The 19,300-nt window shown below is 70.3% G+C and carries 14 protein-coding genes; 9 read left to right on the top strand and 5 right to left on the bottom strand.

Features of this window, described 5'->3' with window-relative positions; translation table 11 throughout:
• Window positions 1–136: 136 nt before the first annotated feature.
• Complete coding sequence (locus tag ABCQ75_RS01830; protein ID WP_345882760.1) at window positions 137–1,642, top strand: PucR family transcriptional regulator; 1,506 nt, start codon at window positions 137–139, stop codon at window positions 1,640–1,642.
• Window positions 1,643–1,711: 69 nt separating this feature from the next.
• Here the strand turns inward: ABCQ75_RS01830 and ABCQ75_RS01825 are convergent, their stop codons facing one another.
• The 4 genes from ABCQ75_RS01825 to ABCQ75_RS01810 form a co-directional block, all read right to left on the bottom strand.
• Window positions 1,712–3,070, bottom strand: a complete 1,359-nt coding sequence (locus ABCQ75_RS01825; RefSeq protein WP_345882759.1) for an MFS transporter — start codon at window positions 3,068–3,070, stop codon at window positions 1,712–1,714.
• Window positions 3,071–3,179: 109 nt separating this feature from the next.
• Window positions 3,180–3,959, bottom strand: a complete 780-nt coding sequence (locus tag ABCQ75_RS01820) for an N-carbamoylsarcosine amidohydrolase (protein WP_345882758.1) — start codon at window positions 3,957–3,959, stop codon at window positions 3,180–3,182.
• A 162-nt stretch (window positions 3,960–4,121) separates the two neighbouring features.
• A complete protein-coding gene (locus ABCQ75_RS01815) occupies window positions 4,122–5,480 on the bottom strand; it encodes an MFS transporter (RefSeq protein WP_345882757.1) in 1,359 nt (452 codons plus the stop codon).
• Window positions 5,481–5,650: 170 nt separating this feature from the next.
• Window positions 5,651–9,505, bottom strand: coding sequence for a hydantoinase B/oxoprolinase family protein (locus tag ABCQ75_RS01810; RefSeq protein ID WP_345882756.1), 3,855 nt, complete (start codon window positions 9,503–9,505; stop codon window positions 5,651–5,653).
• A gap of 247 nt (window positions 9,506–9,752) precedes the next feature.
• On the opposite strand from ABCQ75_RS01810, the gene ABCQ75_RS01805 reads away from it, so the two are divergent.
• Entirely contained in the window at window positions 9,753–10,550 is a 798-nt protein-coding gene (locus ABCQ75_RS01805) for an IclR family transcriptional regulator (protein WP_345882755.1), read from the top strand.
• A gap of 26 nt (window positions 10,551–10,576) precedes the next feature.
• Window positions 10,577–10,723 (top strand): hypothetical protein, encoded by a 147-nt coding sequence (locus ABCQ75_RS01800; RefSeq protein WP_345882754.1) that lies wholly within the window; start codon window positions 10,577–10,579, stop codon window positions 10,721–10,723.
• An 83-nt stretch (window positions 10,724–10,806) separates the two neighbouring features.
• Here ABCQ75_RS01800 and ABCQ75_RS01795 read toward each other — a convergent pair whose 3' ends face one another.
• Window positions 10,807–11,469, bottom strand: coding sequence for a GntR family transcriptional regulator (locus ABCQ75_RS01795; RefSeq protein WP_345882753.1), 663 nt, complete (start codon window positions 11,467–11,469; stop codon window positions 10,807–10,809).
• Between the two features lie 123 nt (window positions 11,470–11,592).
• Between ABCQ75_RS01795 and glyA the strand changes: the two genes are divergently transcribed.
• The 6 genes from glyA to purU all read left to right on the top strand — a co-directional run bounded on the left by glyA (window position 11,593) and on the right by purU (window position 19,174).
• Entirely contained in the window at window positions 11,593–12,891 is a 1,299-nt protein-coding gene (gene glyA, locus ABCQ75_RS01790) for a serine hydroxymethyltransferase (protein WP_345882752.1), read from the top strand.
• Window positions 12,891–14,108 carry a sarcosine oxidase subunit beta family protein gene (locus ABCQ75_RS01785; RefSeq protein WP_345882751.1) on the top strand — a complete coding sequence of 406 codons (1,218 nt, stop codon included), beginning with the start codon at window positions 12,891–12,893 and terminating at the stop codon, window positions 14,106–14,108. The genes glyA and ABCQ75_RS01785 overlap by 1 nt, the downstream gene beginning before the upstream one ends.
• Window positions 14,109–14,126: 18 nt before the next feature.
• Window positions 14,127–14,438, top strand: coding sequence for a sarcosine oxidase subunit delta (locus ABCQ75_RS01780; RefSeq protein ID WP_345882750.1), 312 nt, complete (start codon window positions 14,127–14,129; stop codon window positions 14,436–14,438).
• A gap of 74 nt (window positions 14,439–14,512) precedes the next feature.
• A complete protein-coding gene (locus tag ABCQ75_RS01775) occupies window positions 14,513–17,425 on the top strand; it encodes a 2Fe-2S iron-sulfur cluster-binding protein (protein ID WP_345882936.1) in 2,913 nt (970 codons plus the stop codon).
• Window positions 17,418–18,257, top strand: a complete 840-nt coding sequence (locus ABCQ75_RS01770) for a sarcosine oxidase subunit gamma (RefSeq protein ID WP_345882749.1) — start codon at window positions 17,418–17,420, stop codon at window positions 18,255–18,257. Before ABCQ75_RS01775 ends, ABCQ75_RS01770 begins: the two co-directional genes overlap by 8 nt.
• A gap of 2 nt (window positions 18,258–18,259) precedes the next feature.
• Window positions 18,260–19,174, top strand: a complete 915-nt coding sequence (gene purU / locus ABCQ75_RS01765; protein WP_345882748.1) for a formyltetrahydrofolate deformylase — start codon at window positions 18,260–18,262, stop codon at window positions 19,172–19,174.
• Window positions 19,175–19,300 lie beyond the last annotated feature (126 nt).

The raw sequence follows: 19,300 nt of genomic DNA, 5'->3' as shown, positions 1-19,300 counted from the left end.
CTTGAAGGGTTCGCTGGGGGAGCGAGCAGCCGGCTGCCTTCAAGCGTAGATGTGGGGCGTGTCACCTCATAGACTCATCGTGTCGCCTACCCGCCGGTTCTCAGGCGACACTCTGTACACCGTTGGAGGCCGTGCCATGTCCTTGTCCCTGAGTGAGATCCTCGCGGGCGGCGTTCTCGCGGTGGGTGCGCCCGTGATCGTGGGCGGGCGCTCCGGCGTCGACGACGCACGGGTGCGGTGGGTCCACTCGAGCGAGGTCCTCGAGATCGCCCCGCTGCTCTCCGGCGGCGAGCTGCTGCTCACGGGCGGCGCGGCACTGCTCGCCCTCAAGCCCGCTGCGCAGGCCGAGTACGTCTGGAGCCTGGCGTCCCGGCGGGTGGCCGCACTCGCCGTCGAGACGGCCGGGACGGGTCGGCACCTCCCTGCCGAGCTCGTCGCGGCCGCCGACGAGGCGGGCCTGCCCCTCATCGAACTGCGGCAGGTGGTCCCGTTCGTCGAAGTCGCCGAGGCCGTCAACCGCAGGATCGTCTCGGGGCAGGTCACCACGCTCCAGGTCGCGGACCGGCTCTCCCAGGCCCTCACCGAGCGGATCGCGAGCACCGGGGCGCTGCTCGGCCCGCTCGTGGCGCTCATCGCCGAGACGCTCTCCGTGCATGCGCGCGTCATCGACACGCGGGGTGCTCTGCTCGCCGCGGCGGGGCCGGAGCCTGACGCCGACGCCCACGGCCCGGACACGGAGCTCACCGTGGGCGGGATCGGCGCCGCCCGGCTCGAGCTCGTGGCGGAGCCCGCCGCGGACCGCGAACTGCTCGAGACGGTCCTGTCGCGGGTGCGCAGCATCGTGGCCCTCGCCCTCGCGCAGCAGCACCGCCCGAGCCTCGCCCGGCTCGCCGAGGACGAGCTCCTGCGGCTCATCGGCGCGGGCGGCGGCGGGGACCGGCTGATCGAGCTCTGCCAGGCGGCCGGCGTCCGGCCCGACCAGGCGCTGGCCATGGCGGTGGTGCGTCGCCCCGCCGATGGCTCGGCGGACTTCGAGCAGCGGGCTCGCACCGCGCTGCCGAACGCGCTCCTCATCGTCGACGATGTCTGGGTGGACATCCTCATGCCGCTCCCCGGCCAGGCCGGGCACGCCGAGCGCGAGGCCCTGCTCGCCGAGCTGAGGGACTCGGTCGCTGGGAAGGGGCTCACCGGGGCGCTCGGCCCCACGGCGCCGTCGATCCGGCAGGCGGGCTTCTCCCTCGCGGAGGCGCGGGCCACGTGGCGGATCGGACGGTCGTCGAAGTGGAGCGACGCCATCCATGACTCCTCCGACTTCCTCGTCGAGAGGACGGCCGAGCGCTCGCTGTCCCGCGCCGCCGTGGACGCCATCGTCGAGGAATCGCTCGGCGAGCTCATCCGCCTCGACCAGCGCACCGGCGGCGAGCTCGTGCGCACCCTCGACGTGTGGATCACCGCCGGGTGCAATGCGACCGAGGCGGCCGAGATCCTCTTCCTCGAGCGGCAGTCGCTGCACAAGCGGCTCCGCCGGATCTTCCAGGCGCTCGGGGGCGATCCGCGCCACCGCGGCAAGCTCGGCGGGCTCGCGTTTGCCGTCAAGCTCGTACGGGGCAACGCCCAGCTGCGCGACGACCCCCGCCCCTGACAGCTTCCGTGGGGAAGCGGCCAGGGGCGGGGGTCGGTGTGCCAGGAGGCTGTCGGTGTGCCAGGAGGCTCAGGCGCGCTGGGCGGCCGAGGCGGGCTGCGCCGTCGTGCGCCCGTCCAGCGGGCGGTGAGCGGTCTCCGGGAGGAGCCACGCCGCGAGGAGGGCGCCGGCCGCCACTGCCGTGAGGTAGAGGGCGGGCGCCATGCTGTTGCCGGTCGAGGCGATGAGCCACGTCGCGACGAACGGCGCGGTGCCTCCGAAGATCGCGTAGCTGACGTTGTAGGTGATAGCCGACGCCGTGTAGCGCACCTCTGTCGGGAACACCTCCGAGAGCAGCACGGCCGTCACGACGTTGGCCGTCACGGCTCCCACGGCGAGCAGGGCCTGGCCGCCGAGGGCCGCGGCGAACGTGCCGCCCGAGGCCAGCAGGTAGGCCGGCACTGCGAGGATCCCGAGGAGGAGCGAGGACGCGGTCATGGTGCGCCGGCGGCCGATCCGGTCGCACACCCTGCCGAGGACCGGTGCAAGCGCCGCGGCGAAGGCGAGGGCCAGGACGTTCGAGAAGAGAACGAGGTCGGCGGGCATCTTCACGACCTCCTTGAGGAAGGTCGTCATGTACGTCGAGAACGTGTAGAAGCTCAGGGCCGTGAGCGCGATGTAGCCGCCGAGGATGAGCATGGGCCGCCACTGGACGGCGAGCGTGCGCCGCAGCGGGGAATGCTCCTTGCCGCGCTGGGCCTCCATGGCCTCCTGGAAGACGGGCGACTCGTCGAGCCGCCGCCGGATGTAGAACGCCACGATGCCCAGTGGTGCGGCGACGAGGAACGGGATGCGCCAGCCCCAGTCATTCATCGCGGCGGAGCCGAGGCCGGCAGTGAGCGCCCAGCACAGGAGGGCGGCAGCGGAGAACGAGCCGAAGGTCGCGGCGGGCATCCATGACGAGTAGCGGGACCGCTGGTCTGCGGGCGCGTGCTCGATCACGTAGGCGACGGCTCCGGCGTATTCTCCGCCCGCCGAGAGGCCTTGGACGCTGCGGGCCAGCGTGAGGAGGATCGGGGCGGCGACGCCGATCGCGGAGACGGTGGGGAGCAGTCCGATCGCCATGGTCGCACCGGACATGAGCAGGACCGTGAGCGCCAGGACGCGCTTGCGCCCGATCCGGTCGCCGAGGACCCCGAAGACCGCGCCGCCGATGGGGCGGAGCGCGAAGGCGACCGCGAAGACCGCGAACGTCTGGAGCAGGCCGACGATCGGGTCGCCGGCGGGGAAGAAGGCGTGCGCGAGCTGTGAGGCGAGGAAGCCGTAGACGGCGAAGTCGAACCATTCGACGACGGTTCCGGCGGCGGCGGCGCCCGTGACCTTGCGGAGGACGGACTGGGGGACGGGGGCGGCGTGGCCGCCGGATGCTGGGGGGACTGCCGGGTTCATGGGAACTCCCGAGTGGGTGGGTGGATCGTTCGGGGGCGTCCGACCTGCGCGACGCCAGAATATCGGCAGCGCCCGCCATCGGTCGACGGCGGGCGCTGCACAGTACGGCTCAGGCCGGGTCTGCGGGCGCCTGGATCTCGGGCTGGGGGTCCGAGAGGGTCTTCGGGACCGTGTCCTCGAACTGCGGGAGGCGGTTCAGGTACTCCACCACCGAGTCCGTGGACTCCACGTCACCGAACTTGTTGTCGATGTCGTAGAGGTTCCACTGCACGACGCCGGGGACGCGGTCGCCGATGGTCTCCCTGGCGATGATCGGGCGGAAGCCCTTCGCGATGGCGTCCTCGACGGTGTGGCGCACGCAGCCGGCCGCGGTCGCGCCGGTCACGATCAGGGTGTCGATGCGGTTGGAAGTCAGGAAGAGCTCCAGGTTCGTGCCAGGGAACGCGGAGGCGCGGTTCTTCTCGATCACGACCTCGCCCTCTGCGGGGGCGATGCGGTCGTCGATCTGGGCCCAGTAGGAGTCCGCCGGAAGGGTCTCCACGGGGATCTTCGAGTACCACAGGCCCATGTCGTTCGTCCCGGAAGACGCATCGCGGTTGCGGTACACGTTCGTGGTGTAGAAGACGGGGACCCCCTTGGCGCGCGCGGCCTCGTTGATCCGCTGGACGTTGGGGATGATCGTCTCCATGCCCGGGCAGCTGAACGGGTGGCCTGGGCGGGTCCACGCGTTGGCGAGGTCGATGTGGATGACGGCGGGGCGGTTGCCGTAGCCGATCCGACGCTTGAAGCCGCGCTCGTTGTAGATGTCCGTGCCGGCTTCGAAGGCCTCCTCGAGCACTGCTGCGAGACGGGTTTCGATGTCCTGGCTGACTGCGGTGTCCTGGCTCATGGCGGATCTCCTAGGGGGTTGCTGAGTATGGGGACGAATTGCTGTCTTAGCAACGATGGCAGTGCATGTGATTCACGCCTCATCTGTTGCTGTAGAACCAATCTATTTGCTTATCCAGCAACGCACAAGGGGGTGCTGGAACTTTCTTCTGCGGAGCCCGGACTAGTCCTGGCGGACGTGGTGGGGGTGGACGTTCCTCGCGCCCAGGATGAGGAGCCCAGAGGCGAAGATGGGCACGCAGCCGATCCAGAAAGCTGCGGTGCTCCACGTCCACCCGGCGCCGAGGGCGAGCGTGATGAGGAAGCTGCTGATGATGGCCCCGACCTGCCCGCCGGCGTTGATGATCGAGCCGCCGGTGGCGCGCGTCCGGACGGGGAAGCTCTCTCCGTTGAAGAACAGCAGCGCGGAGAACGGGCCGATGAGGAAGAACAGGCCCGCGCTGTACAGGGCGACGACGACGCCGAAGTTGCCCGAGGGCGCGAGCAGCATGGCGGTGAACGAGGCCCCGCACAGGATCCAGCCGAGGGCAATGGTGTTGCGCCGGCCGATCCTGTCGCCCAGCCATCCGTGGAAGACGTAGCCGGCGAACGCGGTGGCGTTGGAGACCACGAGGATGACGAGGGCGTTGGTGAAGGGGATGTCCTTGCCGTCCGGGGCGCTCAGGAGGGAGGTTCCGAGGATGGCGAAGACGAGGACGCCGACCCAGTTGAGCATGAAGGACAGGCCGATCACGACGGTCGAGCGGAGGGATTCGCCGCGGAATGCCTCGACGAGCGGAGAGGCGCCATGGCTCTCATGCCTGTGCGCCTCGAACTGAGGGCTCTCCTTGAGCCAGCGCCCGGCGATGACGATGAAGATCGCGGGGAAGGCGGCGACGATGAAGCAGAGTGCCCACCCGCCCACGGGGAACAGGAGGTAGATCGATGCTGCCGCGAGGACCGATCCGATCGGCCAGCCCGACTGGACGAGGGAGTAGATGAGGCCGCGGCGCCTTGCCTTGGCCGGGTCGGAGTAGGCGTGGGCGAACAGCTCGTTGAGGTACGCGGCGTTCACTGACTGTTCGGCGTAGCCGAGCCCGGCTGCCGAGCGCACGAGGATCAGGAGGACGATGCCTAGCCCGCCCACGACGCCGATGGCCCAGCCGGCGACTGCCGTCAGCAATGACGCGACGGCCGCGCCGATGACGGAGATGAGAATGCCCTTGCGGCGCCCGATCCTGTCCACGAGCGGTCCGACGGCGAAGGCCACGAGCGCCGTCCCGGCCGTCACCCAGGTGTTCACCTCGGTGGACTGCGCCGGAGCCCAGCCGAGCTCGGCGGCGAGGACGGGCAGCAGATTGCCGAACAGGACGAAGTCGTACACGGCGAAGGTCCACGCGAAGAAGCAGATCCACGTGGCGATGCGGACGTCCTTCGCGGTGAGCTGCCCGGCGGCGGGGGGCAGCTCGTGGGAAGCGTGCGGTGTCGGAGCGATCGGGGACGGCTCGACCGCGGTCTTGCGGGTGCTGGGTGTGGCTTCCATGGGTTCTCCTGGGGAGAGGCGGTTATGGGTGGGAGGTGGGCACAGAAGGAGGCGGCCGGGTGGGACGGTGTGCGTCCCCCCGGCCGCCTCAGTGAGTGGATTCAATGCGGTGTTGCTGGGTGTTGCTGGGTGTTGCTCGGTGTTGCTGTGTGTTGCTGGGTGCTGCGGAACTAGAGCGTGGCGTAGGCGGTTGCCGGGGACCGGCGTTCCGCGGTGAGCGCGGTGTCGACAGTCATGGTGGTCGCGTCGATCACCACGCCGTAGTCGCGCTGCGCGGCCTCGAGGGTGGTGAAGCCGTCGAGGACGTCTTCGAGGACCTTCTCCGGATCGCGCCGGAGGGGATCGCCGAAGCCGCCGCCGCTGGGCACGGTGATCTGGAGGGAGTCCCCGGCCATCAGCTGGCGACCGGTCACCTTGGACGGCCAGGACTCTTCGCCTGCCCGGCCCGGGTTCTTCACCAGCGAGCCGTTGAGGCCGTCGTGGCCACCGAACGCACCCCACGGCTCGTCGGAATCATGGCGTTCGCCCTCGCAGGTGATCGCCGTGTCAGTCAGGAACGTGTTCTCGCGCACGATGCCGATGCCTCCGCGGAACTCACCGGCGGCCGCGGGCTCGGACCGCAGCTCGTAGCGGTCGGTGCGCATTGGGAACCGCCACTCGAGTTCCTCGATCGGGTTGTTCCGCGTGTTGGCGATGAGGTTGTCCACGGAGTCCGGACCGTCGCTCGTGGCCCGGGCACCGTAGGATCCCTCGTTGACCTCGAGGTAGACCCAGTACTCGCCCTGCTTCTCGTCCCATCCCGAGTAGGAGATGAAGTGGATGTGGGCGGAGTTGCCGGCGGTCACGCGGTCGGGGATCACCGGGGCGAGTGCGCGCAGGGCGAGGTCGACGGCGCGCTGGACCTGGGAGAACCGCGAGAAGGTCGCAGCCGGGTACTTGGGGTTGAAGATGGTGCCCTCCGGGGCGATCACCTTCAGCGGCTTGAGCATGCCCTCGTTCTGCGGCACGAACACCGGGAACGCGACCTCGTCGAGGAACATCATCCGGGTGATGAAGGTGAACGCCGAGACCGTGGTTCCCTCGAAGGCGCAGTTGTAGGCTGTGGGCACCTGATCGGCGGAGCCGGTGAGGTCGTAGGTGATCTCGTCGCCCTCGATGATGACCTTGACCTTGATCGGCAGCTTCTTGCCGTAGTTGCGCCCGTCGTCGTCCAGGTAGCCGACCTCGGTCTCGTAGACGCCGTCCGGGATCTTGGCGATCTCCTGGCGCAGCATGCGCTCCGAGTAGTCGATCCAGCTCTGGCCGGCCTCGCGCACCGCGTCGAAGCCGTAGCGCTCGATGAGGGCGAGATAGCGGGACTTGGCCAGCTCGCACGCGGCGATCATGGCCTGGAAGTCGCCCTCGTTCGAGGTGGGCGTGCGGGTGTTGTTGAGGATGTGCCGGATCAGGGACTCCTGCCGGACGCCCTTCTCGTAGACCTTCACGGCCCGGAAGATGGTGCCCTCGGACTGGATGTCCTGGATGTCCACCATCAGCCCGGAGTAGGCGCCGCCGTTGTCGATCAGCTGGCCGGAGGCGCCGGCGAAGCCCACGAGCTGCCCGTCGTGGAAGATCGGTTCGATGATCGCCACGTCGGGGGAGTGGGTCGCGCCGAGGTAGGGGTCGTTGTGCAGGATGACATCGCCCTCGTGGATGTCCTCGCCCAGGACTGAGATGACGCCCTTGACGATCTTGGGCATGGAGCCCATGAACATCGGCGTGGAGTCCGACTCCGCCAGGACGTTGCCGTCCTTGTCGAACAGTCCCGCGCCGAGGTCCTCGGACTCGCGGATGATCGAGGAGTAGGCCATGCGGAACAGCACCGAGGCCATTTCCTTCGCCGCGGAGTTCAGGGCGCCGCCGATCACGCGCATCAGGATCGGGGTGGCGAGCTTCTCAGCGGTCTGGGTGGCGGCCGGGCAGTCGATGACGAGGTTGCCGGCCGAGTCCACTGTTCCGGAAAACATCGGGGGGACGACCACGGTGGAGTCGTACTGCTCGATGATGGCAGGGCCGATGAAGGTGGTGCCGACTCCCATCCTCTCCCGGTCGTAGAAGGGGGTGTCCACCGTGACGGGCTTGCCGTCCTGCTCGAACGTCACCGCGCGGGTCTCCACGAGGGCCTCATGGAGGGAACCGGACGATGTCACCTCCGGCGTGGGCAGCTCATCCATCACGGCGCTGGCGTCGACGCGGATGTTGATGACCTCGACCGTGCCGTTCTTGAAGCGGTGGCCGTACTCTTCGAAGTGGGCGTCGTGGAAGGCCGCCTCGGCCGTCTTGAGCCAGGCCTGGTTGACCGGCCCTTCGGGGGCGACGAAGCGGATCTCGTAGCCCTGGCCCTCGTAGCGTGCGTCGGCGAGCCAGACGAGCTTGCGCCGTTCGGCGGGCACGTCCTCAGCATCCAGCTGCGCGTGGGCCTCGCGCTCGAGTGCCTCGTAGGAGGTCTGGATGGCGGCGGAATCCGCGTTGGCGAACGTGAACCGCCGGGTGGCCACAAACTCGTACTTCTCGTCGGTGGCCAGCAGGCCGGTCGCAGCGATAATGCCCGGGTGGGCCGGGATCAGCACCTTCGGGACCTCGAGCTCGGCCGCGATCTCGCAGGCGAACAGTGCACCGGCACCGCCCGCGGCGACCAGGGTGAAGTCACGCGGGTCGTAGCCGCGGCGCACCGAGTTCTGCTCGATCGCCTGGGTCATGCCGAACTTCTGGATCTGCAGGGCACCGAGCGCTGCCTCCTCGACGCTCATGCCGAGTTGGTCTGCGACCTTGGCCATCGCGGTCCGCGAAGCCGCGACGTCGAGGCTCATGTCGGCGCCGGCCAGGGTGCGGCGGTCGCGCATGCGGCCGAGAATGAGCTGGGCGTCCGTCGACGTCGGCTCCGTTCCGCCGCGGCCATAGCAGACCGGGCCCGGAACGGCACCGGCGGACTGGGGGCCGACGCGGAAGACCCCGCCGGCGTCGACATAGGCGATGGAGCCGCCGCCCGCGCCGATCGTGTCGATGTCCACCATGGGCACCATGGCCTGGTGGTCGCCGATCTTGGTGTCCAGCAGGTGACGCATGCGCAGCTCGCCCTGGTAGGCGACGCCGATGTCCGCCGAGGTTCCACCGATGTCCAGGGTGACGACGTTCTCGAAGCCGGACTGGCGCCCGGCCCACATGCCGCCGATCAGGCCGCCGACCGGCCCGGACATCATCAGCGTGACCGGCCGTTTGGCGGCCTCCTTGATCGGCACCATGCCTCCCGAGGACTGCATGAGGAGGACCTCGCGCTGGTAGCCGAGTGCCCTGACCTGGGAGGCGAGCCGGGCCAGGTACTTGGAGACCTTGGGCCCCACGTAGGCGTTGAGGGCGGTGGTGGAGAACCGCTCGTACTCCCGGTACAGCGGCACGATGTCGCTGGACAGGGACAGGTAGGCCTCGGGGAACTCCTCGGTGACGATCTGGCCGATCCGCTGCTCATGGGCGGGGTTCAGGTAGGAGTGCAGCAGGCAGACGGCGATCGCCTCGACGCCGGCCGCCTTCAGCTCCCGCACGCGGTCACGGACCTCGTCGTCATCCAGCGGAACCAGGACCTCGCCGTTCGGGGCAGTGATGCGCTCCTTGACGGTCAGACGATGACGGCGCTTGATGAGGGGCTTGGTCTGCCACGGCATGTCCTGCTGCAGCGAGAAGTTGTGCGGCTTCTTGTGCCGGGCGATGTGGAGGATGTCCCGGAAGCCCTCTGTGGTGATCATGCCGACCTCGGCCCCGGTGTGCGTCAGGGCGATGTTCGTGGCCACCGTGGTGCCGTGGACCAGCTGGTCGACCTCGGCCAGGCTCGTGCCCGCCTTGGCCACGAGCCGCTTCAGGCCGTCGATGACTGCCCGCGACGGATCGTCCGGGGTGGAGGGGACCTTCTCGATGACAGCTTTTCCGACTTCATCGTCGGAGAAGTAGAGGTCGGTGAATGTGCCACCGACGTCAACGCCGATACGCTTCATGTGGCTTTCCTTTCGATACTGCCGGTCTGGGCCGAACGCAGGTCGCGGGTTGCTCGCTTCACAATCTATTTGTTGAGAAAGCAACGTAGGTTTCGGGCAAGTAAGACATTTTGCACGTGAGGTGGATCACACATGGTGTTGCTGTGAAACCAAAATAGTTGCTGTCCTAGCATCCGACAAGGGTTGCGGCGAAGATGATCGTGGACTCTAAGATGGGTGAGTCCAGTCGAGCGTAAGGAAGTGCACCGTGGCAGGACGCCCCCGTACCAGCGACGAGGCCCCGCAGGGGGCCGCCGCATCCCTGCTCAATGGCCTCGGGGTGCTCGAGGCGTTCTCGATCGAGAAGCCGATCCTCGGTGTCACTGAGATTGCCCAGCGTGTGGGGCTGCACAAGAGCACGGTCTCCCGTATCCTCAGCGGTCTCGCTGAGGCCGGCTATGTCCAGCGCGATGAGGCGACCGGCCGGTACCGGCTCGGTCTCGGCCTCCTCGCCCTGTCCGGCCCGCTCCTTGCCGACCTCGACGTCCGGCGCGCCGCCCTGCCCTATCTGGAGGAGCTGACCGACCGCACGGGGGAGACGAGCGCGCTCGCGGTGTGGAACGGCGAGGAGGCGATCGTCGTCGAGCAGGTCCCGAGCCCGCACCAGGTCAAGCACACGGCGTCGATCGGTACGAGGTACAAAAAATTCGCCTCCTCGTCCGTGCGCGTCTTCCTCGCAGGCGCCGGGCGCGAGGAGGCAATGAGTCTCCTCGAGAGCGGGGCGGTGGTCCTCGGCGAACGGAGTAGGAGCGCCGCGGCCCGCGAGCTCGCCGATGTCCGGAACGCTGGCGTTGCCGTGAACGACGGAGGCACGACGCCCGAGGAATTCGGCGTCTCCGCGCCCGTGTACGACTATCGGAACCGGATGGTCGGCTGCGTTACGGCCTCTGCCCCCCGCTCGCGGGCACAGGGTGAGGCAGCGGCACTGCTTGCCGCGGCCGTCATCGAGACGGCAGCCGCCGTCTCGGCCAGGCTCGGGGCCGGCGCGAAGCGGGCGCCTGCCTGATCGGGGGGCTTAGTCCCGGACCCGCCATGCCGGCGGACGACGACGGCGGCCTCCCCGGCGCGGGCATGCCGCCGTCGTCGACCGTGAGGCAGCGCAGGGTCTTCGCGGGGGTGGCCGCGCTGCGCTCCGCCAGCGCCTCGAACCTGGACATGTCCGTGCCCCAGAGTTTGTAGCCCTTCTCGAGGCGCAGGCCGTGAACGCCACGCGGCCGGCGGGCGGACTGCCGGCGCGTCACCTGGCGCGCGGGAGCGGCCGGTCAGAGGACGGTGCGGATCGTCTTCTCGAAGCTCGTCACGTGCTCGAGGGCCATGGTGCCCGCGGCCTCGGCGTCGCCGTCGGCGATCGCGCGCAGGAGCTCGGCGTGCTCCTTGATGTGCCCGGACACGGAGGGCACCTTGTCCAGGACGAGGCACCAGATGCGGGTCGCGAGGTTGTCGTAGCGGATGAGCGCGTCGGTCAGGTGGGGGTTGCCGGCGGCCTCGTAGATGAGCCGGTGGACCGTGATGTCGTAGCGCATGAGCTCGCGCTGGTCGATGGGCTCGGCGAGACCCTCGATCCGCCCGGCTGTCTCCCGCAGCCGCGCGCGCATCGCCGGTGACGCCGCCTGCGCCGCGCGGCGCGCTGCCAGCGGCTCCAGCTGCTCCCGGATCTCGGAGACGTCCGCGAGCTCGGTGATGTCCACGATGGTCGCGAAGGTGCCGCGGCGCGGGTACGAGACGACGAGGTGATCGACTTCGAGCCTCTTGAGAGCCTCGCGCACGGGTGTGCGGCCGACTCCGAGTTCGGCCGCGAGCGCCGTGTCGTTGATGGGATCGCCGGGGCGGATCTCGAGCATGATGAGCCGGTCCCGCACCGTGAGGTACGCCTGCTCCGCGAGGGAGGCGGGCGACGCCGTTCCCTCCACAGCCGCTGTGGTCACCTTCCGACTCCTTCCGGGGGCCCGGTTGACTCCCTGTGACATGAACCATACTATCGAGCTCAGAACTAATATATCAGTTGATGATTAGTCAGATATCAACGGTGATGTCAGATACCAGGAGGCATGATGGAGAACCTTCTCGATCTCCCGCTCACGCAGGCTGATCCCGAGGTTGCGGCCGCGATCGCGGCCGAGCTCGGGCGCCAGCAGGGCACACTCGAGATGATCGCGTCCGAGAACTTCGCCCCGACCTCGGTCATGCAGGCGCAGGGCTCGGTCCTGACCAACAAGTACGCCGAGGGCTACCCGGGCAAGCGCTACTACGGCGGCTGCGAGCATGTGGACGTGATCGAGCAGCTCGCGATCGACCGGGCCAAGGCCCTCTTCGGCGCCGAGTACGCCAACGTCCAGCCGCACTCGGGCGCGCAGGCCAACGCCGCCGCGATGCACGCGCTCATCACGCCGGGCGACACGATCATGGGCCTCGACCTCGCGCACGGCGGCCACCTCACGCACGGGATGAAGATCAACTTCTCGGGCAGGCTCTACAAGGTCGTCCCGTACCAGGTGTCCGAGGAGGACCACCGCATCGACATGGCGGAGGTGGAGCGCCTCGCCCTCGAACACCGGCCACAGCTCATGATCGCCGGCTGGTCGGCCTACTCCCGTCAGCTCGACTTCGCCGAGTTCCGCCGCATCGCGGACACGGTGGGCGCGTACCTCCTCGTGGACATGAGCCACTTCGCCGGCCTCGTCGCCGCGGGCCTGCACCCGAATCCCGTCCCGCACGCCCACGTCACCACGACGACGACGCACAAGACCCTCGACGGTCCCCGCGGCGGCATCATCCTCACCAACGACGCTGGCCTGGCCAAGAAGGTCAACTCGGCAGTCTTCCCCGGCCAGCAGGGCGGCCCCCTCGAGCACGTGATCGCGGGCAAGGCCGTGGCGTTCAAGCTTGCCGCGACCGACGAGTTCGCCGACCGCCAGCGCCGCACCCTCGAGGGTGCACGGATCATCGCCGAGCGGCTCCTGGCGGAGGATCTCGCCCAGGCGGGGATCGGCGTCGTCAACGGCGGCACCGACGTGCACCTGGTCCTCGTGGACCTGCGCCACTCCGACCTGGACGGCCAGCAGGGCGAGGACCGCCTGCACCGCATCGGCATCACGGTCAACCGCAACGCCGTGCCGTTCGACCCGCGGCCTCCGATGGTCTCCTCGGGCCTGCGGATTGGCACCCCGGCGCTCGCGACCCGCGGCTTCGGCGCGGCGGAGTTCACCGAGGTCGCGGACATCATCGCGGCCGCCCTCAAGCCCGAGTTCGACGACGGGCTGGCGGCTTCGCTGCGCTCCCGCGTCGCCGTCCTCGCCGACAAGCACCCCCTCTACCCGACCCTGACCCACACGAACGGAGCGCAGTGATGGCGGACCTCCTGCCCGAACACCCGGACTTCCTCTGGCGCAACCCGGATCCGAAGCCCTCGTACGACGCCGTGATCGTGGGCGGCGGCGGCCACGGCCTCGCCACCGCGTACTACCTCGCGGCCCACCACGGCATGACCAACATCGCGGTCCTCGAGCGCGGCTGGCTCGCCGGCGGCAACATGGCTCGGAACACGACGATCATCCGCTCGAACTACCTGTGGGACGAGTCCGCGGCAATCTACGAGCACTCCCTGAAGCTGTGGGAGCAGCTCCCCGAGGAGCTCGAGTACGACTTCCTCTTCAGCCAGCGCGGCGTCATGAACCTCGCGCACACCCTCCAGGACGTCCGCGAGTCCGTCCGCCGCGTCGGCGCGAACAGGCTCAACGGCGTGGACGCCGAGTGGCTCGAGCCGGACCAGGTCAAGGAGCTCTGCCCGATCCTCAACACCTCCGAGGACATCCGCTACCCGGTCCTCGGCGCGACCTACCAGCCCCGCGCGGGCATCGCCAAGCACGACCACGTCGCGTGGGCGTTCGCCCGCAAGGCGGACGAGCTCGGCGTGGACATCATCCAGAACTGCGAGGTCACGGGCTTCGTCAAGGACGGCAACCGAGTGGTGGGCGTACAGACCAGCCGCGGCACGATCGCCACGGACAAGGTCGCGCTGTGCGCGGCGGGGCACTCCTCGGTCCTGGCCAAGCTCGCCGGCTTCGACCTGCCCATCCAGTCCCACCCGCTCCAGGCGCTCGTCTCCGAGCTGCATGAGCCGGTCCACCCGACCGTGGTCATGTCCAACCACGTCCACGTGTACGTCTCCCAGGCGCACAAGGGCGAGCTCGTCATGGGCGCGGGCATCGACTCCTACAACGGCTACGGCCAGCGCGGTGCGTTCCACGTCATCGAGGAGCAGATGGCCGCGGCCGTCGAGCTCTTCCCGATCTTCGCCCGGGCGCACCTCCTGCGCACGTGGGGCGGGATCGTGGACGTCACGCTCGACGCGTCCCCGATCGTGGGCAAGGCGCCCGTGGAGGGCATGTACGTCAACTGCGGCTGGGGGACGGGCGGCTTCAAGGGCACCCCGGGCGCCGGCTGGACCATGGCGCACACGATCGCCACGGACACCCCGCACGACCTCAACGCCCCGTTCGCGCTCGAGCGCTTCGAGACCGGGGCCCTCATCGACGAGCACGGCGCCGCCGCCGTGGCCCACTAGCGAGAAGGGAGCACCGACATGCTGCTCATCACCTGCCCCCACTGCGGGCCCCGCGACGAGACAGAGTTCCACTACGGCGGCCAGGCACACGTGGCCTACCCCGAGAACCCGTCCGAGCTCACCGACGCCGAGTGGGCCAAGTACCTGTTCTACCGCGAGAACCCCAAGGGCGCGTTCGCGGAGCGGTGGGTCCACACCGCCGGCTGCCGGGCCTGGTTCAACGCCGTCCGGGACACCGTCACCTACGAGTTCAAGAGCATCTACACGGGCGCCGCGCAGGCCCAGGCTGCGGCAGCAGTGCCCGCCGGCACGAATGGAGGCCAGCAGTGACCCCCGAGTCCCCCCAGCCGTTCCGCCTCTCCCGCGAGCAGGCGCCCGCCGCCCGGGTCGCGCACGACAACGTCATCTCCTTCACGGTCGACGGCACCGAGTACACGGGCCTGGCGGGCGACACGGTCGCCTCGGCCCTCCTGGCCAACGGCGTGATCGAGGCCGGGCCGTCCATGTACCTGGGCCGGTCGCGCGGCATCCTCGCCGCCGGCGTAGAGGAGCCCAACGCCCTGCTCAAGGTCAAGGACCGCGGCGCCGGCGGCGTGGACGAGTCGATGCTCCCGGCCACGACCGTGGAGCTCACGGACGGCCTCGAGGCGCAGTACCTGGCGGGCCTGGGCCAGCTCGACCCCCGCAAGGACGAGGCCGTGTACGACAAGAAGCACGTCCACACCGACGTCCTCGTCGTGGGCGGCGGCCCGGCGGGCCTCTCCGCCGCGCGCAGGGCCGCCGCGTCCGGTGCGCGCGTGGTCCTCGTCGACGACCAGCCCGAGCTGGGCGGGTCGCTGCTCTCCTCCCCGGGGGAGACGGTCGACGGCGTCCCCGCGCCGGAGTGGATCGCGGCGGCGGCCGCGGAGCTCGCCGCGGCGGACGAGGTCACGGTCCTGACCCGCACGAACGCGTTCGGCTCCTACGACTCGAACTACATCGTGGCCCTCGAGTCCCGCACCGACCACCTCGGCACCGAGCGCGCCCGTTCGCTCAACGCCCAGGGAGTCTCCCGGCAGCGCCTGTGGCACATCCGCGCCCAGCAGGTGGTCCTCGCGACCGGCGCCCACGAGCGCCCCGTGGTCTTCGCCGACAACGACCGGCCCGGCATCATGCTCGCCTCCGCCGCCCGCACCTACCTCAACCGCTACGGCGTGCGCCCCGGCTCCTCCGCAGTGGTCTTCACGACCAACGACTCGGCCTACGCCACGGCCCTCGACCTCGCCGCTGCCGGCCTGCCGGTCGCCGCGGTGGTGGATGCCCGCGAGGAGAGGACCGAGGCCGCCCTCGCCGCCGAGGCCGCAGGCCTGCGCGTCATCGCCGGCTCTGCCGTGGTGGGCACTGAGGAAGGCGAGAGGGGCGCCCGGCTGGGTGCCGTCGTCGTCCGCGGCCTGGCTTCCGCAGGCGACGGCACCGTGAACCTGACCGGAGCGCCCGAGCGGATCGAGGCGGACCTCCTCGCCGTCTCGGGCGGCTGGAGCCCCGTGGTGCACCTGTTCAGCCAGCGCCAGGGGCGCCTGCGCTGGGACGAGGAGCTCGCCGGGTTCGTCCCGGCCAGCACGGTCGCGGCCCAGCAGGTGGTCGGGTCCGCCCGCGGCTCGTACGCGCTCGCGGACTGCGTCGCCGAGGGCGCGCACGCCGGCGCGGTCGCCGCGTTCAACGCGGGCTTCGTGACGGACGACGGCGTTCACGCCTCGAGCCTCCCGGCCCACCCCGCCGTCGCTTCCGCGCCCACGCGCCAGGTGTGGCTCGTCCCGGGCGAGACCGGCGGGCCGGCCGACTGGGACACCCACTTCGTGGACTTCCAGCGCGACCAGACGGTGCACGATGTGCTCCGGGCCACCGGGGCCGGCATGCGCTCCGTGGAGCACGTCAAGCGGTACACCTCCATCTCGACGGCGAACGACCAGGGCAAGACCTCCGGCGTGAACGCCATCGGCGTCATCGCAGCAGCGCTCAAGGGGGACGCCGGAGCCGGAACGGACGCCGTCCCGGGCATCGGCTCGATCGGCACCACGACGTTCCGCGCGCCGTACGCCCCCGTCGCGTTCGCGGCCGTGGCGGGCCGCAAGCGCGGCGACCTGTTCGACCCCGAGCGCATCACGTCCATCCACCCGTGGCACGTGGAGCACGGGGCGAAGTTCGAGTTCGTGGGCCAGTGGCTGCGCCCGTGGTACTTCCCGAAGCCGGGCGAGTCCATGGACGAGGCGGTGCTGCGCGAGTGCCGAGCGGTGCGCGAGTCGGTGGGCTTCATGGACGCCACGACCCTGGGCAAGATCGAGATCTGGGGCGCGGACGCGGGGGAGTTCCTCAACCGCATCTACACCAACGCGTTCAAGAAGCTCAGCCCGGGCCTGGGCCGGTACGGGGTCATGTGCACCCCCGACGGCATGATCTTCGACGACGGCGTGACCCTGCGCCTCGATGCGGACCGCTTCTTCATGACGACGACGACCGGCGGCGCCGCGAAGGTGCTCGACTGGCTCGAGGAGTGGCACCAGACCGAGTGGCCCGAGCTCGACGCGAACTTCACGTCCGTGACCGAGCAGTGGACCACGGTCGCGGTCGTGGGCCCCAAGTCGCGGGAGGTCATCGCGAAGGTGGCCCCGGAGCTGGACGTGGACAACGAGGCCTTCCCGTTCATGGCCTGGCGCGAGACGACCCTCGCCTCCGGCATCCCCGCCCGCGTGTGCCGCATCTCGTTCTCCGGCGAGCTCGCCTTCGAGATCAACGTGGCCACGTGGTACGGGCTGCAGGTGTGGGAGGACGTGGCCGCGGCCGGCGCGGAGTTCGACATCACGCCCTACGGCACCGAGACCATGCACGTGCTCCGCGCCGAGAAGGGCTACCCGATCGTCGGGCAGGACACCGACGGCACCGTGACCCCGCAGGACGCGGGCATGGAGTGGATCGTCTCCAAGGTCAAGGACTTCGTGGGCAGGCGCTCCTACTCGCGCATCGACACGGCCCGCACGGACCGCAAGCACATGGTCTCCCTGACGCCGGTCGACCCGTCCTTCCGCCTCCCGGAGGGCACGCAGGTGATCGAGCAGGGGATCAGCGCGAGCCCCGCCTACGGGCCCGTGCCCATGCAGGGCCACGTCACGTCGAGCTACCACTCGGCGGCGCTGGGGCGCTCGTTCGCCCTGGCCCTCATCAAGAACGGCCGCAACCGGATCGGCGAGACCCTCACCGCCGTCGCCGGGGACCGGCTCGTGGATGTCCTGGTCGGTGAGACCGTCCTGTTCGACCCCGAAGGGAAGCGCCGTGATGGCTGAGACGATTGCTGAGAAGACCCCCCAGCCGACGACTGGGACGACGGCCGAGAAGACGGCTCCGAACCTGGCCGGGGCCCCGGCGCTGCGCCGCAGCCCGGCCCATCAGCTGGCCGAGGCGTTCGCCGCGGCGTCGGCGGCCACCGCCGCCGATCCGGCCCGGTCGGTCTCGCTCCGCGAGATCCCGTTCCTGACCCAGATCGGCCTGCGCGCCGTGCCCGGCACGCCCGGCGCCGTGGCGCTCGAGTCCGCGCTCGGCGCGCCGCTGCCCAGCGGCCACGGCCGGACGACGAGCGGCGGCGGGTACACGGTCGTGTGGATCGGGCCGAGTGAGTACCTGGCCATCGGCCAGGAGCGGGGCGAGGAGAGGCGCGAGGAGCAGGGCCAGGAAGGCAGCGGCGACGGCTCCGGCGCCGAAGACCTCGGCCCCGCCGAGGCCGCCCGCCTGGGGGCAGCGCTCGGCGAGCCGGGCGCGAGGGTGCCGGGCGCCGTCGTCGACCTCTCCGCCAACCGCACCACGTTCGCCCTCTCCGGGCCGAGCGCGCGCGCCGTGCTCGAGAAGGGCGTCTCCTACGACCTGCACCCGCGGCACTTCGCCGTCGGGACCGCGATCGCGACGGTCCTGGACCACGTGCCCGTGCTCCTGTGGAAGACCGGCGAGGAGGACTACCGGGTCCTCCCGCGGGCCTCGTTCGCGGACCACGTGGGCCGCTGGCTCGTGGACGCGATGCGCGAATTCGCGGCACGCGGGGCCGCGGCACACGGGGCCGCCCTGCGCGGGGCCGCCGTGCGCGGGCTCGCCGTGGACGGGACCGCAGCGCGGGAGGTGGCGTAGGCATGGCCGGGGCAGCGCGAGAGTACGTCCTGACGCTCGACTGCGCCGAGGGGCCCGGGATCGTGTACGCGGTCTCCGGGTTCCTCGCCGAGCGCGGCTGCGACATCGTGGACATCAAGCAGTTCGGGGACCGCCGCGGCGGGCACTTCTACATGCGGGTGCACTTCGAGGGCCCGGACGGCGGGGCCGCGGAGGCGGGCACCGCGGAGGGCGCGGCCGGCGCGCCCGCTGCGGACGACGCCGTCGGGCGCCTACGCGCCGAGTTCGAGGCCGTCGCGGCGAGGTTCGGGATGGAATGGGCGCTGCGCCCGGCCGCCGAGCGTACCCGCGTGCTCGTCATGGTCTCCAAGTTCGGGCACTGCCTCAACGACCTCCTCTTCCGCGCGCGGATCGGGGAGCTGCCGATCGAGATCGTGGCCGTGGTCTCCAACCACGAGGACCACCGCGGCCTCGTGGAGTGGCACGGCATCCCGTACCACTGCATCCCCGTGACCAGGGAGACCAAGCCCGAGGCGGAGGCCAAGCTGCTCTCCCTCGTGGAGTCCACCGGCGCGGAGCTCGTGGTCCTCGCGAGGTACATGCAGGTGCTCTCGGACGCGCTCGCCACGAGGATGTCCGGACGGGTGATCAACATCCACCACTCGTTCCTGCCGTCCTTCAAGGGCGCCAAGCCGTACCACCAGGCGTGGGAGCGCGGGGTCAAGACCGTGGGTGCCACGGCCCACTACGTCAACGCCGAACTGGACGAGGGGCCCATCATCGCCCAGCAGGTGATCGAGGTGGACCACACCCACTCGCCCGAGGACCTCGTGGCAGTGGGCCGCGACGCCGAATGCAAGGCGCTCTCCAACGCCGTGCGCTGGCACTGCGAGGGCCGCGTGATCCTCAACGGGAACCGGACCGTGGTGCTGCGGTAGCGGGCCGCGTCCCCAGGACACGCCAGTGGCGGGGCCCCCCCCCGGGGGGGGGGGCCCCCCCGGGGGGGGGGGGGGGGGCGGGCGCGGGGGGGGGGCCCCCCCCCGGGGGGGGGGCCCCCGCGGGCG

It is taken from the genome of Sinomonas halotolerans, from assembly GCF_039615075.1.
GTDB classification, from domain to species: Bacteria; Actinomycetota; Actinomycetes; order Actinomycetales; family Micrococcaceae; genus Sinomonas; species Sinomonas halotolerans.
The sequence above is the reverse complement of the archived record's forward strand: the minus strand, read 5'-3'. Positions and strand labels throughout refer to the sequence as shown.

What these genes read in the sequence shown, in the direction of transcription:
- ABCQ75_RS01830 (WP_345882760.1), top strand. Translation starts at nt 137, where the DNA reads ATGTCCTTGTCCCTGAGTGAGATCCTCGCGGGCGGCGTTCTCGCGGTG.
- ABCQ75_RS01825 (WP_345882759.1), bottom strand. Translation starts at nt 3,070, where the DNA reads ATGAACCCGGCAGTCCCCCCAGCATCCGGCGGCCACGCCGCCCCCGTC.
- ABCQ75_RS01820 (WP_345882758.1), bottom strand. Translation starts at nt 3,959, where the DNA reads ATGAGCCAGGACACCGCAGTCAGCCAGGACATCGAAACCCGTCTCGCA.
- ABCQ75_RS01815 (WP_345882757.1), bottom strand. Translation starts at nt 5,480, where the DNA reads ATGGAAGCCACACCCAGCACCCGCAAGACCGCGGTCGAGCCGTCCCCG.
- ABCQ75_RS01810 (WP_345882756.1), bottom strand. Translation starts at nt 9,505, where the DNA reads ATGAAGCGTATCGGCGTTGACGTCGGTGGCACATTCACCGACCTCTAC.
- ABCQ75_RS01800 (WP_345882754.1), top strand. Translation starts at nt 10,577, where the DNA reads ATGCCGGCGGACGACGACGGCGGCCTCCCCGGCGCGGGCATGCCGCCG.
- glyA (WP_345882752.1), top strand. Translation starts at nt 11,593, where the DNA reads ATGATGGAGAACCTTCTCGATCTCCCGCTCACGCAGGCTGATCCCGAG.
- ABCQ75_RS01785 (WP_345882751.1), top strand. Translation starts at nt 12,891, where the DNA reads ATGGCGGACCTCCTGCCCGAACACCCGGACTTCCTCTGGCGCAACCCG.
- ABCQ75_RS01780 (WP_345882750.1), top strand. Translation starts at nt 14,127, where the DNA reads ATGCTGCTCATCACCTGCCCCCACTGCGGGCCCCGCGACGAGACAGAG.
- ABCQ75_RS01770 (WP_345882749.1), top strand. Translation starts at nt 17,418, where the DNA reads ATGGCTGAGACGATTGCTGAGAAGACCCCCCAGCCGACGACTGGGACG.
- purU (WP_345882748.1), top strand. Translation starts at nt 18,260, where the DNA reads ATGGCCGGGGCAGCGCGAGAGTACGTCCTGACGCTCGACTGCGCCGAG.